Below are 15,917 nucleotides of genomic sequence, written 5' to 3' on the forward strand. Positions count from 1 at the left end.
CGTGCTGCGCGCCGCGCCTCACGCTTAGCGCCCGCCAGCCGCGCGAATCATGTTGCGCGCAATGACGATCTGCTGGATCTGGCTCGTGCCTTCGTAGATACGGAAAATGCGCACGTCGCGGTAGAAACGCTCGATTCCATAGTCGGACATATAGCCCGCGCCGCCGAAGATCTGCACCGCGCGGTCGGCCACACGCCCGCACATCTCGGATGCGAACAGCTTCGCACACGCGGCTTCCGTACTCACGTTCTGGCCTTCGTCGCGGCGGCGCGCCGCGTCGAGCACCATGCAGCGCGCCGCATAGAGTTCGGTCTGGCTATCCGCGAGCATGGCTTGCACGAGTTGGAACTCGGCGATCTTCTCGCCGAACTGCTCACGCTCCATCGCGTAGCGCAGCGCGTCGTCGAGCATGCGCTGCGCCACGCCCACGCAAATCGCCGCGATATGGATACGCCCCTTGTCGAGCACCTTCATCGCCGTCTTGAAGCCCACGCCTTCCTTGCCGCCGATGATGTTCTCCGCGGGCACCTTCACGTCCTCGAAGATGACGTCGCACGTATGCGCGCCGCGCTGCCCCATCTTCTTGTCACGCTTGCCGAAGCTGATGCCCGGCGTTTTCGCATCGACGATGAACGAGGTGATGCCGCCCGCGCGCGGCTCATCGGGGTTGGTGCGCGCCATCAGCGTGAACATGCCGGCCTGCGGCGCATTCGTGATGAAACGTTTGGTGCCGTTCACCACATAATGGTCGCCGCGCCGCTCGGCGCGCGTCTTGATGGAGGCGGCGTCCGAGCCCGCGCCCGGCTCCGTGAGCGCGAAGCTCGCGATGATCTCGCCGCTTGCAAGCTTCGGCAGCCACGTGGCCTTTTGTTCTTCGGTGCCGTCGATCACGATGCCCTGCGAGCCGATGCCCACCGTCGTGCCGATGATCGAGCGAAATGCGGGCGAGGTCTTGCCCAGCTCGAACATCACGAGCACCTCTTCTTCCATCGTGAGATCGAGCCCGCCGTACTGCTCCGGTATGGTCAGGCCAAAGAGGCCCATGGCCTTCATATCGTCGACGATGTCGGCCGCAATCTCATCCGTTTCGGCCACGCGCTCTTCGTTCGGCACGAGACGCTCGCGCACAAAGCGCGCGACGTTGTCGAGCAGAACGTTCATCGTTTCCTGGTCGCGAATCATGGTGTATGCCCTGCAATCGTTGATCGGGCGGCACAGCGCCGCCCGTGAGAAAGAAAAAATCGGGAATGCTCAGCGAGCGCGCACAGCGCGTTTGGCCATTTCGCGCAGCGGCTGCTTTTGCAGCTTGCCGCTCGCCGTAGTCGGGATCATGTCGATGGTCACGATTTCCGAGGGGCGCTTGTAGGCCGAGAGCCGCTCGCTCAGGTAGTGCGCGAGATCGGCTGCGTCGATCGTGGCACCCTCCTTCGCTTCCACGAAGGCCACGACTTCCTCGTTGCCTTCGGCGTCGCGCCGCCCCACTACCGCGCTTTGACGCACCGCTTCGTAGGTGTTGATGACCGACTCGACCTCGATGGGATAGACATTGAAGCCCGAGCGAATGATGAGATCCTTCGAGCGGCCCACGATGAAGAGCGCGCCGTCTGCGTCGAGCCGCCCGAGATCGCCGGTCTTGAGCCAGCCTTCTGCATCAAGCACTTCGGCGGTCAAGCCCGGCTCGCGATAGTAGCCATGCATGACGCCGGGACCTCGCACCCACAACTCACCCGCTTCGCCGCGCGGCACATCGTGGCCGTCGGGTCCGACCACGCGCAACTCGGCGCCCTCGACGATCTCGCCCGAGGACACGTCCTTGCGCGGACGGTCCATGCGCGTGATGAAGAGCGAGCCCGCGTACTCGGTCATGCCGTAGCCGTGATGCAGCGGCCTGCCGAAGAGCGTTTCGACCTGCTGCTTGAGCGTGGGATCGAGCGGACCGCCGCCCGTATAGAGGTAGCGCAGACGCGGCGCATGCACCGTGCCGCCGTGCTCACGCACATAGGCGACGATGCGCGTGAAGAGCGTCGGCACGCCCTGAAGAATGGAGATTTCGGATGCGCCGAGCGCCTTCACGACCTCTTCCGCCGAAAAGCGCGCCGCGAGATGCAGGCTCGCGCCCGCCTCGAAGGTGGCGAGCAGCAGCGTGGCGAGGCCGAAGATATGCGACATCGGCATGACCGCGTACGCGCAGTCCGCCTGCGTCATGTCGCGCGATGTGGCCGAGACGTGCGCGAAATGCAGCAAGCCGCGATGCGTGGCCATCACACCCTTGGGCTGGCCCGTCGTGCCCGACGTATAGATGAGCACCGCGACCTCGTGCGCGAGCGCTTCGGCCTCGCGGACGGCGTTGGGCTCGGGTGCGGCCATCATGAGCGGCCCGAGTCCGGCAGGTGCGATTTCGCGCGCGCGATAGCGCACGCCGTGACGCAGGGCGTCAGGCGAAGCGCCGTGCGTAAACAACATGAGACGCGGCCCGCAATGCGCGCGGATCGTCTCGACCTCGCGCTCCGAAAGCCGCGCGTTGACCACGGCCGGCCACGCGCCGATTTCCGAAAGCGCGAACAGCAGCGTCACCACGGCCGAGCAGTTTTCGGCCACGATCAGCACGCGGTCGCCCACGTCCACGCCCTGTTCGCGCAAAAACCGCTGCGCCTGCCCAACGTCGCTCCAGAGCTGCCCGAAGCTCGTCACCTTTGCTTCTTCGCGAATCGCCATGGCCTCGGGCGACACCTCCGCCCAGTGCCGCGCGATATCGCTGATCTTGCGCGCCGCTCGCCTCACCACTGTCACCTCCCGTCGTTGCTCTTTGACTGCGTACGGCGCGCCGTGGCACGCCGCATCGCGACAGGTATCAGTGTGGTTCAGGCGCGGCCTGCCAACAATTCGTTTTCGATAAAGCCGGCATTCGTCTGCCGAGAAGTCGGAGTTCACCCCGATGGCCGGGGCTTCGAGACGATTGTCGCCTCGGTCCGCGCGGGTGTTCGCCGGGCGCTTAGTCCTCGCAGGTTACGCGAGCGAGGCGCCTGCGCGCGGTAGCGGCGGCCCGATCCGCGCACAGCCCCGCGCTCGCAGTCCACGCGCCGTAGCCGCCATGCCCGTGCGGGCGCCTCGCGGGTGCCAGCGCGGCCAGACGCAGACGCTGCCGCCAATCACTCCACCTGCGCCGCCGCACGCTCGCCTCCCATCGTGCCCTTAGCGGCGCTATTCGCCCGATGAATCGCCACGATGCCCGCGAGCGAGACGCAGGCCGGCACGGCCGCCGCGAGAAAGAGCGACGAGGACGACCATTGCAGGTGCAGGAGCGCGCCGCCCAGCACCGGGCCGACGACCGAGCCGATACGGCCCACGCCGAGGCTCCAGCCAATGCCGGTCGAGCGCAGCGAGGTCGGATAGTAGGTCGCGGCGAGCGCGTTGAGCGCCGGCTGCCCGCCGATGATCGTAAAGCCCGTGACGAAGATCGCGACGAACATCGCGGCCGCGGAGAACATCACGGCCGGATTGCCGATCGCCGCCGTCGAGACGATGGCGATCAGGAACGTCGTGCCGAGTACGCGCGTAAAGCCCGCCATGTCGATGATGCGCCCGAGCAGCAGGGTGCCGATCACGCCGCCGCCCCACAGCGCGGTGCCTGCGAACACGGCGGTCTGGGTCGAATAGCCGGCGTCGCGGATCACGGTCGGCAACCAGTTCGAGAGGAAATACATGGCGAGCAGGTTCGCGAAGTTCACCACCCACAGCAGCACGGTCACCCGCGCGCGCCCTTGCCGGAACAGCTCGACGAACGGCACGCCGCGCGAGCGCGTTTCCGCGATCGTGAACTGCGCACCAGCCGGCAGTTGCAGGGCAGGCGCCACGCGCGACAGATTGCGGCGCACGCGCGCCTGGGTTTGCTCACCGCGGCCGCGAAACAGCAGGAACTGGATCGACTCCGGCAGCGCGAGCCACATCAGCACGCCGAGCACGAGCGGAATCGCACCGCCCACGAAGAACACGGCGCGCCAGCCGAACGCGGGAATCAGCGCCGCGGTGATGAGCCCGCCCACCACGCCGCCCAGCGTAAAGCCGCACGAGACGATCATCATGAGCGTGACGCGCATGCGGCGCGGGCTGTACTCGCCCGCGAGCGCCATCGCGTTCGGCATGATGCAGCCGAGGCCGAGCCCCGCGACGAAGCGCCAGGCCACCAGTTCAGAGATCGAATGCGCGAAGCCCGTGGCGACCATGCACGCGGAAAAGAACAGCGTCGCGCCGATCAGCACGGGGCGGCGGCCGATCTTGTCGGCAAGCGTGCTGAACGTGAGCGAGCCCACCAGCATGCCGAAGAGGCCCGCGCCGAACACCGGCGAGAGCGTTTCCTTCGCAATGCCCCACTCGCGGATCACCACCGGCGCCACATAACCCATTGCCTGGACATCGAAGCCGTCCATCACGAGGCATAGCGCGCACAGCGTGACCACGAGTAACTGATACGGCCCGAACCGGCTCTCGTCGATGATGCCGGTGACCTCCACCGCCTTGTTCATGTTGTGTCTCCAATCCTTGTTTTATCGTCTCGATCGCACTGCGGCGACTAGAGTTCGAGTATCAGCCGCCCGCTTTTCGCGCGCGAGCAGCAGGTCATCATGCGGGTTTGCGTCTCGCGTTCGGCGCGCGTGAGCACCACGTCGCGGTGATCGATCTCGCCCGCCAGCACGCGCACCTCGCACGAGCCGCACAAGCCTTCTTCGCAGTCGCTTTGCACGTCGATGTTCGCGCGGCGCAGCGCGTCCAGCACGGTCTGGTCCGCGCCCACGTTGAGCACCAGGCCCGAGTCTTTCAACTCGACTTCGAACGCCTGTTCCTGCGAGGGGTCGAGCTTGCCGCCGCTCGCGGCGAAATGCTCCACGCGCAACGCATCTTCGGGCCACGCTTCGCTGCAAACTTCGAGCGCTTCGAGCATGCGCGCGGGACCGCAGGCGTAAACGCGCGCGTGTTCGTCCACGTTTAGCGCGGCGAAATCGTTGCGCGTGCCTTCTTCCGATACGTGCATATGCAGACGTTCGCCGTGCAGTTGCGCGAGTTCATCGGCAAGCGCCATCGTCTTGCGCGAACGCCCGCTGTAGTGCAATTCGTAATCGATGCCCAGTTCGCGCGCGCGACGCGCCATGGCGCTCACCGGCGTGATGCCGATGCCGCCCGCAATGAAGATCGCGCGAGCGCCCTCCTCGTCGAGCCGGAAGTGATTACGGGGGCCGCGAATCTTCAGGCGCATGCCCGCGCGCAGCGTGTCGTGCATCCAGGCCGAACCGCCGCGGCTTGGCGTTTCGCGCAGCACGGCGATCTCGAACGCGCCCACGTCGGCGGGGTCCGAGCACAGCGAGTACTGGCGCGAGATGCCGGTGTCGCCGCATTCCACGTCGATATGCGCGCCCGGCGCCCAACCCGGCAGCGCGCCGCCGTCCGGCGCGACGAGTCGCAAACGGACGATGCCTTCGGCCACGGCGTCCACACGCTCGACCACCACGGGCCGCGAAAGCGCGTGCGCCGAGGGCTCGCCAATGCGCACCGGCACGTGCGCGCCGAGCAGCGCCGCATTCGTGCGCTCCGGGTTCTGCGCGGGGTCCCATTGCACCAATAGATGCTCAGGACCCCGGAACGACGTGTTGGGCACGTAGGTGAACGTCTGCTCGGCCAGGCGCATGTGCGGCAAGCGGCGCGTCAATTCTTCGAGGAAGATCTGCATCTCCATGCGCGCGAGATTCTTGCCCATGCACTGGTGCGATCCATAGCCGAACGTGACGTGATCGCTTGCGTTGTCGCGGCGAATGTCGAACAGGTCGGCGTCCGCAAAATGACGCTCGTCGTGATTCGCGGAAGACGTCACGATGAGCAGTTTCGAGCCCGCCGCAATGTCGATGCCGCCAATCTGCACGTCCTTCGTCGCGAGGCGCCGCCAGGCCGCCACCGAACCGTTATGGCGCAGGCACTCTTCCACCGCGTTCGGAATGAGGCTCGGGTCCTCGCAGATCTCGCGCCACGAATTCGGGTGCTGCAGCAGCAGCTTCATCGCGTTGGCCGTGGCGTTGGCCGTGGTCTCGTGCGCGGCCACGATGCCGGCCATCATCATCGAATGCAGATAGGAGTCCGTGACGACTTCCGGATGCGTCTTCTGCTTGCGAATGCCGTACTGCATCCAGCCCGGGCCATCCGGGTTCTGGCGCATCTTGTCGAGCACCTTGCCCGCGAACTGCCAGAAGTTGCCCACCGCGTGCGCGACTTCGACCTGCTCTTCGGGGCGCGGCCGGCCCCATGTATTGACCGTGTGCGCGATCGAGTACTTGCGCAGCAGGTCCATGTCCTCTTCAGGCACGCCCAGAAAATGCAGCGCGACGGTGAGCGGTACTTCCCAGAGCATCTCGTCGACAAGATCGGCGCGGCCTGCGTCGATGAAGCGGTCCACGTATTCGCGCGTGAGACGGCGCACCATCGGTTCGTGGTGCTTGAGATGGTCGGGCGTGAACGGCTCCATCAGCACGCGCCGGCGCGGCATGTGGGCAGGTTCGTCTTCGTTCACGAGCGTGCGGTTCATGGCGTAGCCGTACGACTCCAGTACCGCGTTCGCCTCCGGCCCCGTGGGCGTGATCTTTTCGAGCGCGATGGACGGCGAGAACGTGAGGTTGTCGCGGAAGATCGCCTTGATATCGGCGTAGCGCGTGACTACCCAGTAGCCAAGCTGCGGGCTGTAGAACACCGGCTCCTGCTCGCGCGCCCAGCGCACGTACTCGGGCGGGTCCTGCTGGTAGCCGTCGCTGAAGGGGTCGAATGCCGCGGCGTTGGCGCTGACCGGGCAGCGCGGCGCGGCGCCTCGCGCCTCGCCTGCTGCGTGGGGGAACGGGCAGCGGCCCGTTGACTGGGAAGGTGTCTCGCTCATGTGCGTCTCCTGCAACCTGCGTGCGTTACGTTTTGCGTAACTCTAGTACGCATTGCGTAATCACGAGATAGGGGTTAACGTGCAAGCGTGGCAGGCACTGTGCCGCGCCTACGCGCCCTAAAATCCCGCGTGAACCCAACCGATTCCCCCACGTCGCCGCCCAGCATGGAAAGCAGGAAAACCACTCCCCGCCGCCCCGCCGCCAAAGCCGCCGAGGCTGCCGAAGCCACGACGGCCCCTAAAGTCGCGGGCGAGACGAAAGCCGCCGCCGCGCCGCGCGAACGCCGCCAGCGCGTGCAGTCCGCGCAAACGGGCATGGCCGTGCTGAAGGGGCTAGCGCGCCTGGGCGGCCGTGCGAGCCTCTCGGGTCTCGCCGCCTGCGTGGGCGAAAGTCCCGCGAAGGTGCATCGCTATCTCGTGAGCCTGATCGAGGAAGGTCTGGTCGCGCAGGACACCGCGACCCAGCAGTATCTGCTCGGCGTCGAGGCGATGATGATTGGCGTGGCCGCCATGCGCCAGGCCGATCCGGTGCGCATTGCGGAGCCCGCGCTCGTGCGCCTGCGCGAGACGCTCGAAGTGACGTCGTTCGTCGCGGTGATGGGCAACAAGGGGCCCACGATCATCCGTTTCGAGGAGCCGGGACTGCCCGTGACGGTCAACGTGCGGGTGGGGTCGGTGATGTCGCTGCTATGGTCGTCCACTGGCCGTGTATTCCTCGGCCTGCTCGACGACACGCGCGTGCTCGCGCAAGCCGAGGAAGAACTCGCGCACGCCGACGCTTCGTTGCGCGCGCAACTGAGCGCGAGCGACCCGATCGGCACGCTGCGCCGCGACGTGCAGGCGGCGCGCTGCGCGAGCGTGCGCGATACGAATCTCAAGGGCATCAGCGCCGTTTCGGCACCGCTCTTCGATCACACCGGCAAGCTCTGCGGCGTGCTCACGGCGCTGGGCGCCACGGGCGGCTTCGACGCTACGCCCGAGGGCCCGAACGGGCGCGCCGTGCGCCGCGAGGCGCAGGCCGTGAGCGCCCTGCTCGGCTACGTGCCGCGCGGCGCCTAACGCTTCGTCAGCGTGGCCGGGGGCGGGGTGACCGGATTGGCGGGCGCCGGCAGATAGCCGTCGTTAAGCGTTTTCAGAAAGGCGATCACGTCGTCGATATCGCGTGCGTTCCATGCCGGGCGCTCGCCCGCTTTGCGCGTGAGCGGCTCGTCCACCGTATCGATGTTGGCGCGCAGTTCCGGCGGCAAGTCGTCGAACTTCACCACTTGGCCCCGCGCATCCTTCGCATACCACTTCGCCGGATTCGTGTCGCGCTCCACGTAAAAGCGCAGCGCGTCGCGCAGCGTATGGAAGCGCCCGTTGTGGAAGAACACCTGACGCGTGGCGACGTTGCGCAGCGTCGGCGTCTTGAAGAGCCCGCAGTACAGACGATTGTTCGCCACGTCCGTGCGAATCGGGCCGCACAAGCCTTCGTCGTAGTACTTCGGATCGCGGTTCGCGCGCAGTTCGGGGTTGCGCGGCACGCCGAGCGCCTCGAACTGGAAGTCGGTGAAGAGCGGATGCGCGCCGTTCGCGCCCGGCTGATCGATATGGCACGACGCACAGTTGCCGCTGTTCGGATCGTCGAACAACTTCTTGCCGCGCATTTCGTTTGCGGTGAGTTGCGCCCGGCCGTCGAGATACGCGTCGAACTTGCTCGTGTACGGACGGAAGCCCGGATCCTCGAGTTCGTAGCGCTCGACGGCGGCCATCGCCTGGCGCAGCGCCGTGTCCTTCGAGACGAAAATCGTCTCGCCGAACACCTGTTTGAAACGTGCCGCGTATGGCGCGCGCTCGAGCTTCGCGACCACTTCGCCCGCGTCGCGATTCGCCATTTCGTTCGCATTGAAAAGCGGGAACAGCGCCTGGTCGTGCAGCGAGTTGAAGCGCCCATCCCACGCGAAGCCGCCGGACGGCGGGCTATCCGCGTCCGTGAGCCGCTCGTAGATGCTCGCGGCCTGCACGTGCGTCCACACCGGCGTGCGGTTGAGCACGTAAGCGAGCGTGGGCACCGCGCGCGTGCCCTGCGAGCGCAGGTCGGGGCCGCCGAACTGAGCGGCGAGTCCGTTGGGCGGACCATAGGCATGCGCGGGACTATGGCAGCTCGCGCACGACATGCGCCCCGATGCCGAAAGCGCCGGGTCGTTGAAGATCAGCTTGCCGAGCGCCGCGACGTCGCTATAGGGAATGCTCGGGGCGCTCTGCTTTGTAGTGGCCACGGTAAGAGGCTGCGCCGCATCCGCCCCGGATACGGAAAACGCCGCCACCGCGGCAGCGGTGACGGCGAGCGCAGCGGTCACGGCGCGGCGCGCCGTGTGGCTTGCGAAAAGAACGGTCATCGGCTTAGAGATTCGTGAAGATGTCCTTGCCGAAGCTCTCGAGGCCAGACTGCCCCGCGTAGCCGAGATAGCCGAGCCCGAACATGTCCTCGATACTCTTGAGCATCGAATAGTGGTTGTACGGCACCGTCGAGACCGTGCCCGGCTTGATGAACTTCGAGATCATCACCGCGCCCGTGCGGTCGCCGCCGTAGCTTTGCTTGTTGAGCACGAGGTTGATGTTGCCCGTCAGGCCCGGCGCGTTGATGCCAAGCTTCGACAGATACGCTGCGGGCACCGTGCCCATTGCCGAGCTTTGCGGGAACGTGCCGAGGTTCGGGCCCTCCTGCTGGCCGCAGCAGGTATCGCCCGAGAATGTGAAGTCCACTTCGCTCGCGTTCGGCATCGTCACCTGCGCGTAGCTGCTTTCATCGAAGTTGATGATGAGCAGGCCGTCCTGCTGGAACGCGGGCGACGCCGTGATGATGGGCACCCACTTCTGCAGGAACGCGTCGGCCGAAACGAGGCCGCCCGTCGCGCCGTTCGCGCACGGCGAGTCGTGGCCGTCGTCGCAGGTGCTCGGCGTGATGAAGTTGAAGTTCGCGGTGGTCGACACCTTCTGCAGGTCGGTCGTGAGCTTGTCCAGGTTCACCACGTTGTTGCCGCAATCGATCGAGTCGATGATCGAATGGAAGTACATGAACGGGTTGTGGCGCGTGGCGTACGAGTCGCCGGCCGGGGTCGTCGCGTTCGGCGCTTCCTGGGTGTTCGTCAGGTCGGTGGTGCCGAGAGCCGGGTGGCCGCAGGTGGCCGATTCGCGCGCCGGGTCGTTGCCCATGTCGCCTTCATAACCCTTCCACGTGTAATGCGCCGCCGTGAGCTGGTCCGCAATCGTCTTCACGCTCGACGGATACACGCAGCCGGTGCCGATCGCCTGACCGTCCGAGGTCATGCCCGTGAGGTTGAAATCCTCATAGGTCGTGCAGTCGTTGTCGGTCTGGAGCGTGGGCGACTGGCCGCTGATCATCGAGATGTAGTTGTCGAGGCTCACGTGACCCGTGCCGTAGTACTGCTGCACGAGCGCGCCCTGCGCGGCGAGCGTCGTCGCGAGATACGGCGCCTTCGTGTTTGCGCCGAACGTCGTCGTGTAGTTCTCGTTTTCGAGCGTGATGATAAAGACGTGCTTGATTGCCTGCACGGTGCCGGCCGTCTGCGGTGCATGGGTCGACGAACCGCATGCGCTCACGAAGAGCGAAACGAACAGCGCAGCAAAGAGGGAAGCAATCGACGCGGAAAAGCGCGCGCCGATCTTGCCGGTTAAGCGAACAGCCATGGGAGGTCCTATGTGTGTCGAGTCGTTTTTGGTTTATTGCCGCTGTGGGGCTTGGGAGCGTTTGCGGCTTTCTGCACCCTGTCGATGCACAATGCCAGGGCGGCGCAAGCTTACGAATCCTTTGTGACGCTTACGTGAAAAAATGGGGGTTTTACGACCGGACGTTCGAAAATAGTTCCATGGAACCATGCTTGCGCACACAACGAACTGGTTCACGGGATGAGGCGCCGCTATCGCGAATCCCCGCCCGTCGCGGTGCAACCGGCTATCATGTGAATTCAAACGGTAGATGGAACGACTCAATCACATGGCTTCCCCACAGGAAAACGTCAGCATGGCGGTGTTCTGCGACTTCGAGAACGTCGCGCTCGGCGTGCGCGACGCGAAGATCGACCGCTTCGATATCCAGCCCGTGCTGGAGCGGCTCTTGCTCAAGGGCAGCATCGTCGTGAAAAAAGCCTATTGCGACTGGGAGCGCTACAAGGGCTTCAAGGCCGCGATGCACGAGGCGAGCTTCGAGCTGATCGAAATTCCGCACGTGCGCCAGTCTGGCAAGAACTCGGCCGATATCCGCCTCGTCGTGGACGCGCTCGATCTCTGCTATACGAAGTCGCACGTGGACACCTTCGTGATCGTGAGCGGCGACTCCGACTTTTCGCCGCTCGTCTCGAAGCTGCGCGAAAACGCCAAGAAGGTGATTGGCGTGGGCGTGAAGCACTCCACCTCCGACCTGCTCGTCGCCAATTGCGACGAGTTCATCTTCTACGACGATCTGGTGCGCGAGCTCGTGCGCGATCAGCAGGCGCAAGGCAAAGGCAAGAATAAGGAAGGCGGCGGCGCGAAACGCCAGGGCGGCGAAGAGCGTCAGCCGAAGCAAGACGGCGACGAGCGCAAGTCGAAGGCCGTTGCCCTCGCGATCGAAACGCTCGACGCGCTCGTGCTGGAGCGTGGCGAAAGCGGCAAGATCTGGGCCTCGGTGCTCAAGAGCGCCATCAAACGCCGCCGGCCCGAGTTCAACGAAACGCGCTATGGCTTTCGCGCATTCGGCAATCTGCTCGAAGAGGCGCAGTCGCGCGGCCTGCTCGAAGTGGGCCGCGACGACAAGTCGGGGACTTGGGTGTCGCGGCTGAACCCGCCGCCCCTCCCGGCTGCCGCCGCCAGCGTGCCGGTGCCGGAAAGCCCGGCGCCGCGCACCGAGGAGCCGCGCGGCAGGCGCAAAAGCCGCCGCAATGGCCGCGGCAGCGGCGCGGAGCACTCGCGCGAAGCCGCGGTCGAGCCATCGGTCGAGGCGCAAAGCGAAATTCCGTTCGAGCCTGACGAGGCGCTTGCGCACGCAGCGCATCGGCACGAGGCCGCGCCGCCCTTCTTCGCCGAGCCGTTCGACGCGAACGAGCGCGCCCACGCGCCGCAAGAGGCACACGAGACGCCCGAACCGGCTGCCGATATCGACACCGCCGCGCCCGCCCCCGCCCGCGCGCGCAAGACGGCTGCACGCAAGAGCCCCGCGCGCAAAAAGACGTCGAAGAAGGCGGCCGAAGCGGCGCCCAGCGCCGCGGACGAACCGGCGAGCGCCGCCGCTACGCCGGCCGAGCCCGCTGCCAGGAAAGCGCCCTCGCGTGCGCGCCGTACGCGCACCAAGGCTGCCGCGGAAGAAAGCTGAAAATGGCGCCGCGCGCGGCGCTCGAGATGGGCGGCGCGCGGCGCATCGATCATCCGCCGAAAGGATTCGCGGGCCGCTTGGCGCTGCCCGGCGGCGCTTCCTCGCTCGCAGGCGTGGTACTCGCGAACGGATCCTGCTTGCCCGACGGCTTCGCGTCGCCAAACGGGTTTGCGGCCGTTGCGGGCTTCGACCCGCCAAGCGGATTCTCCGCAGCTGCGCGCCTCGCTCCACCGAACGGATCGCGTGCGTCGGGCGCCTCTCCGGCATCATCCTCCACGGCTTCATCCTGTGCCTGCGTGAGGTTGTACTCGGAGCGCACCTGCTCCAGCACGCGCGCCACGCTCGCTTCGAAGCCGGCCGCGTTGTGAAAGTGCTGCATCGTCCAGTTGCAGCCGCTGCGATCGGGCTCTTGCCGTTGCGGGCGCGGCACGCCGATCTTCACGCCGTCGTCGACCACCTCCTGCAACCGGTGGATGCGCCGGTGCACTTCCTCCTGCAGCCGCGAAGCATTGAGCGTCTTGCGCAACATTGCGAATCTCCTTTCCTGTACGCGTCACGTCGCGCGAGTCTAGCGCAACGCCTCGCTCACGTCGCTACGTGGCCGGCGCATTCATGTGCGCGAGCGCGTCGCGCATCGAATCGCTCGGCACCACGAGTTGCCCCGTAAACGGCGTATCGAGATCGGCGATCACATAGACCGCCGACGAGATGGACACCGCACCCAGCACGATCAACACAATAGCGAGCGCGTTATGCGGCGCGACGAGCCCGAAGCTCAGAAAGATCAGGACCAGCCAGAGCGCGAGCATCGAGAAGAACGGCCGCGAGATCGTGCCATGCGCCTCTTCGATGAGACGCCAGCGCGTATCGGTCACGCGGTCGAACAGCTGCGAGAGCGGGCTCACGAGCGCCTGGTGGTAGGCGTCGTGTGGCGCGAGCGTTTCGATTTCGTGCCCCACCGAGTCGAGCAGCGCGCCGAGCGGCCGGCTCTCGAGTTCGTCGTTGCCGACGCCTGGATCATGCGGATAGTAGTTGCCCGGCGGCGGCTTTTCCTGCGCCCAGGTCGAGGCAATGGCGCTTGCCGTATAGGCGCGCAGCAAGGTGCGCGCCGCCGCCGCGTCGGGGCCGTACTCGCGCAAGCGCTGATCAAGCTGGATCAGGTCGGCGGCGTAGGCGCGCATGTCGCCCGTCGCCGTATCGAAGCTCGATTTCGCCGACGCGGTTAGCAGGCTCAGCACGAGCGCCGCAAACGTCACCAGCATGCCGATCACGAGTTGCACGAGCTGCACGGTTTCATGCTTGCGATGCTCCTCGGGCAAGAGCGGCCGCAGCATGACCCCCAGGCCCGTGCCGCCGAGCAGCAGCGCGAATACGAGCAGGGCCTGCTGAATTTCGGTCATGGCGACGGCCTCCGTTCTTCGGCGGCGGCGTTCTCCACCTGCGCGGCCGTATCGGTGGGCGCCGCTACGGGCGCTGCGGGTGCCGAGGACTCCGTGTGCGCTTTGGCGCCGCCAACGTTCAATGCGTCGATGCGCGTATGAATCGCCTTCGCGTCGGCCTCGCCCGGCACCAGATCCGGGTGCGCCCGCGGCACCGCGAGCTTCCACGCGGCGTCCAGTTCGCGCCGGATCGAATCGTAGATCTCTTTCGAAATGGAGCGGTCTTCGTACATGGCCTGCACGCGCTCACGCCCTTCACGCAGCGCGTAGAGCAGCAGCATGCGCCGCTCGAGCACGTCCGCCGCCTGGCCGAAACACTGGCGCACGTCCTCGAGCCCGTACTCGGCCTTGTCGATGCGAGCCTTCAATATCGTCTTGAGCAGCGCCGCGAGACGCTCGCCCAGCAGCGGCGTGAGGCTCTGATCGTTGAACACGATCAGCTGATGCAGCACTACCCGGCGACACATCAGGAGTTCGAAGCGATCGGCGAGTGCGTCGACATACGGCTGCTGCACGCGCAGCCAGCGATAGAGAAGGCGCGCGACGCGCATGCCCGGCGTATCCGCGAGGATTTTCGCCGCGGCGCGCTGATAGCCGAGGCGCCCGCGCGCGCGCGCCTCTTCGATCATGGCGTCGGTGTTGCGCATCATGGCGTCGAGATTGCCGATCGTGATGATGCCGCTGCCGTATTGCGGAATCAGGTCGCGCTCCTTCGCCGCTAGCGTAACGAGGCCGATGACGAGACGCTCTCGGTCGGAAAGCGCGGCTTCGATATCGAATACCGTCGCGCCGACATACACGCTCTGCCGGAAGGTGTGACAGGCCTCGTCGGCGATCGCATCGGGAATGTGAAAGGTGCGTGCCGCCATATGCACGCGCGCGGATACGCCGATCGACGAAAGCTGCACGGCCTTTGTCTGCAGCGCCTGCTCCTGCGGCGAAAGCAGATCGAGGTGCAGCCGGCGGATCAGCAGCTTGAGCGACGTGCCGTTCACGATCAAGCTCACGAGCACGAAGCCCGTCGCGAGAATCGCGACGAAACGGCGCGTGGAATCGGGCAGCGCCGTGTCCTGCGCGAGGCCGAGCGCAAGCACGAGCGTCACCGCGCCGCGCAACCCGCCCCAGGCAATCACTCGCTTGTAGGCGGCGCTCACGGGCTCGGTGAGCCGCAGGCGGCTCAAGAGCGGAAGCATGCCGAACACCACGACGACCCGCGCCGCGAGCGCGGCCACCACCACCACAGCCAGCGCGACGAGATCGATCCACTGCGCGTTGCGCAGCGTGGCCGGAATTTGCATGGCCGCGAGCAGAAAGATCGCCGCGCCCGCCATGGCCGCGATCTGCTCCCAGATCAGTTGCAGATGCTTCCAGTTCACCGGCGACAGGCGCGTGCTCCCCAGGCCGCTGATGACGAGCCCGGCCGCGACCACAGCCACCACGCCCGAGACGTGCAACATCTGGTCGGCGAAGAGATAGAGCGGATACGGCAGCGCGAAACTGAGCGAGATCTCGGCCTTGCCTTCGCCGCCCAGCGCCGGCAGTAGCCACGCGAATACGCGCCCGGCCAGCGCCCCGACCAGAAGGCCGCCGCCGAGCGCGACGCCGAGCGCGCGCAGCGCGGCCGTGGCCGACACATTGGCGGCATCGCCCGTGATCACGGCGATCAGCACGCCGGCAATGGCAATGGCGGCCGCGTCGTTGAGCAGGCTCTCGCCTTCCACGAGACGTACCAGCCGCTCGGGCGCGCCCACTTCGCGGAACACGGCTAGCACGGCGGAAGGGTCGGTCGTCGCGATCATCGCGCCGAGCAGGAGGCCATCGGCGAGCGGACCCAGGCCCGTGAGCCGGACCGCGCCGCCCACCACGCCGGTCGCGACGAACACGGCCACCACGGCGAGCAGCAGAATGGGCGCCGCGTCGCCGAGCATCTCGCGCACGTTCACGCTGAGCGCGGCCTGGAATAGCAGCGGCGGCAGGAAGATCCACAGGTACGCCTCGGGCGGCAGCCGCGGCGCCAGCGCCGGAATCACGAAGTTCGCGGAGAGCGCGGGCCAGGCCTCACCGCTCACGAGATAGATGCCCCCGAGCGTGAAACCCCACGCGGCAAGCAAGACCGATTCGGAAATCGACCAGCGCAGGCTCACCGCCTGGACGAGCGCGATACTCGCCAGCAGAAAGCCGCTCAGGAGAAGGACGTGGATGACCATGGCGTGCAACC

Annotated in this window: 10 protein-coding genes and 1 pseudogene; 2 read left to right on the forward strand and 9 right to left on the reverse strand. The window is 66.4% G+C overall.

Features of this window, described 5'->3' with window-relative positions:
• Positions 1–24: 24 nt before the first annotated feature.
• From JMY28_RS22270 to JMY28_RS22285, 4 genes are all read right to left on the reverse strand, one after another.
• Positions 25–1,182: an acyl-CoA dehydrogenase family protein gene (locus tag JMY28_RS22270; RefSeq protein WP_201698084.1), complete on the reverse strand. Its 1,158-nt coding sequence runs from the start codon at positions 1,180–1,182 to the stop codon at positions 25–27.
• 69 nt (positions 1,183–1,251) lie between these two features.
• Positions 1,252–2,790 (reverse strand): class I adenylate-forming enzyme family protein, encoded by a 1,539-nt coding sequence (locus JMY28_RS22275; protein WP_236596989.1) that lies wholly within the window; start codon positions 2,788–2,790, stop codon positions 1,252–1,254.
• Between the two features lie 359 nt (positions 2,791–3,149).
• Entirely contained in the window at positions 3,150–4,523 is a 1,374-nt protein-coding gene (locus JMY28_RS22280) for an MFS transporter (RefSeq protein WP_201698085.1), read from the reverse strand.
• A gap of 47 nt (positions 4,524–4,570) precedes the next feature.
• On the reverse strand, positions 4,571–6,910 hold the full coding sequence (locus JMY28_RS22285) for a cytochrome P450/oxidoreductase (RefSeq protein WP_201698086.1): 2,340 nt from the start codon (positions 6,908–6,910) through the stop codon (positions 4,571–4,573).
• Positions 6,911–7,075: 165 nt separating this feature from the next.
• Between JMY28_RS22285 and JMY28_RS22290 the strand changes: the two genes are divergently transcribed.
• Positions 7,076–7,969 (forward strand): IclR family transcriptional regulator, encoded by an 894-nt coding sequence (locus JMY28_RS22290; protein WP_201698087.1) that lies wholly within the window; start codon positions 7,076–7,078, stop codon positions 7,967–7,969.
• On the opposite strand, the gene JMY28_RS22295 is transcribed toward JMY28_RS22290, so the two are convergent.
• Positions 7,966–9,288, reverse strand: a complete 1,323-nt coding sequence (locus tag JMY28_RS22295; protein ID WP_201698088.1) for a cytochrome-c peroxidase — start codon at positions 9,286–9,288, stop codon at positions 7,966–7,968. The genes JMY28_RS22290 and JMY28_RS22295 overlap by 4 nt on opposite strands.
• Before the next feature lie 4 nt (positions 9,289–9,292).
• A complete protein-coding gene (locus JMY28_RS22300) occupies positions 9,293–10,600 on the reverse strand; it encodes an alkaline phosphatase family protein (RefSeq protein ID WP_201698089.1) in 1,308 nt (435 codons plus the stop codon).
• Between the two features lie 307 nt (positions 10,601–10,907).
• On the opposite strand from JMY28_RS22300, the gene JMY28_RS22305 reads away from it, so the two are divergent.
• Positions 10,908–12,260 (forward strand): NYN domain-containing protein, encoded by a 1,353-nt coding sequence (locus JMY28_RS22305; RefSeq protein ID WP_201698090.1) that lies wholly within the window; start codon positions 10,908–10,910, stop codon positions 12,258–12,260.
• A 295-nt stretch (positions 12,261–12,555) separates the two neighbouring features.
• Here the strand turns inward: JMY28_RS22305 and JMY28_RS22310 are convergent.
• From JMY28_RS22310 to JMY28_RS22320, 3 genes and pseudogenes are all read right to left on the reverse strand, one after another.
• A pseudogene (locus tag JMY28_RS22310) lies at positions 12,556–12,789 on the reverse strand (hypothetical protein); the annotation flags it as partial.
• A 64-nt stretch (positions 12,790–12,853) separates the two neighbouring features.
• Positions 12,854–13,660, reverse strand: coding sequence for a bestrophin-like domain (locus JMY28_RS22315; RefSeq protein ID WP_201698091.1), 807 nt, complete (start codon positions 13,658–13,660; stop codon positions 12,854–12,856).
• Positions 13,657–15,906, reverse strand: coding sequence for a cation:proton antiporter (locus JMY28_RS22320; protein WP_201698092.1), 2,250 nt, complete (start codon positions 15,904–15,906; stop codon positions 13,657–13,659). Before JMY28_RS22320 ends, JMY28_RS22315 begins: the two co-directional genes overlap by 4 nt.
• Positions 15,907–15,917: the final 11 nt, after the last annotated feature.

Origin of the sequence: Paraburkholderia hiiakae (assembly GCF_904848665.1) — a bacterium.
GTDB lineage: Bacteria > Pseudomonadota > Gammaproteobacteria > Burkholderiales > Burkholderiaceae > Paraburkholderia > Paraburkholderia hiiakae.

Excerpts from the sequence above, each read along its gene's own strand:
- JMY28_RS22315 (WP_201698091.1), bottom strand. The coding sequence starts at position 13,660 with ATGACCGAAATTCAGCAGGCCCTGCTCGTATTCGCGCTGCTGCTCGGC.
- JMY28_RS22300 (WP_201698089.1), bottom strand. The coding sequence starts at position 10,600 with ATGGCTGTTCGCTTAACCGGCAAGATCGGCGCGCGCTTTTCCGCGTCG.
- JMY28_RS22290 (WP_201698087.1), top strand. The coding sequence starts at position 7,076 with ATGGAAAGCAGGAAAACCACTCCCCGCCGCCCCGCCGCCAAAGCCGCC.
- JMY28_RS22305 (WP_201698090.1), top strand. The coding sequence starts at position 10,908 with ATGGCTTCCCCACAGGAAAACGTCAGCATGGCGGTGTTCTGCGACTTC.
- JMY28_RS22320 (WP_201698092.1), bottom strand. The coding sequence starts at position 15,906 with ATGGTCATCCACGTCCTTCTCCTGAGCGGCTTTCTGCTGGCGAGTATC.
- JMY28_RS22280 (WP_201698085.1), bottom strand. The coding sequence starts at position 4,523 with ATGAACAAGGCGGTGGAGGTCACCGGCATCATCGACGAGAGCCGGTTC.
- JMY28_RS22285 (WP_201698086.1), bottom strand. The coding sequence starts at position 6,910 with ATGAGCGAGACACCTTCCCAGTCAACGGGCCGCTGCCCGTTCCCCCAC.
- JMY28_RS22270 (WP_201698084.1), bottom strand. The coding sequence starts at position 1,182 with ATGATTCGCGACCAGGAAACGATGAACGTTCTGCTCGACAACGTCGCG.
- JMY28_RS22295 (WP_201698088.1), bottom strand. The coding sequence starts at position 9,288 with ATGACCGTTCTTTTCGCAAGCCACACGGCGCGCCGCGCCGTGACCGCT.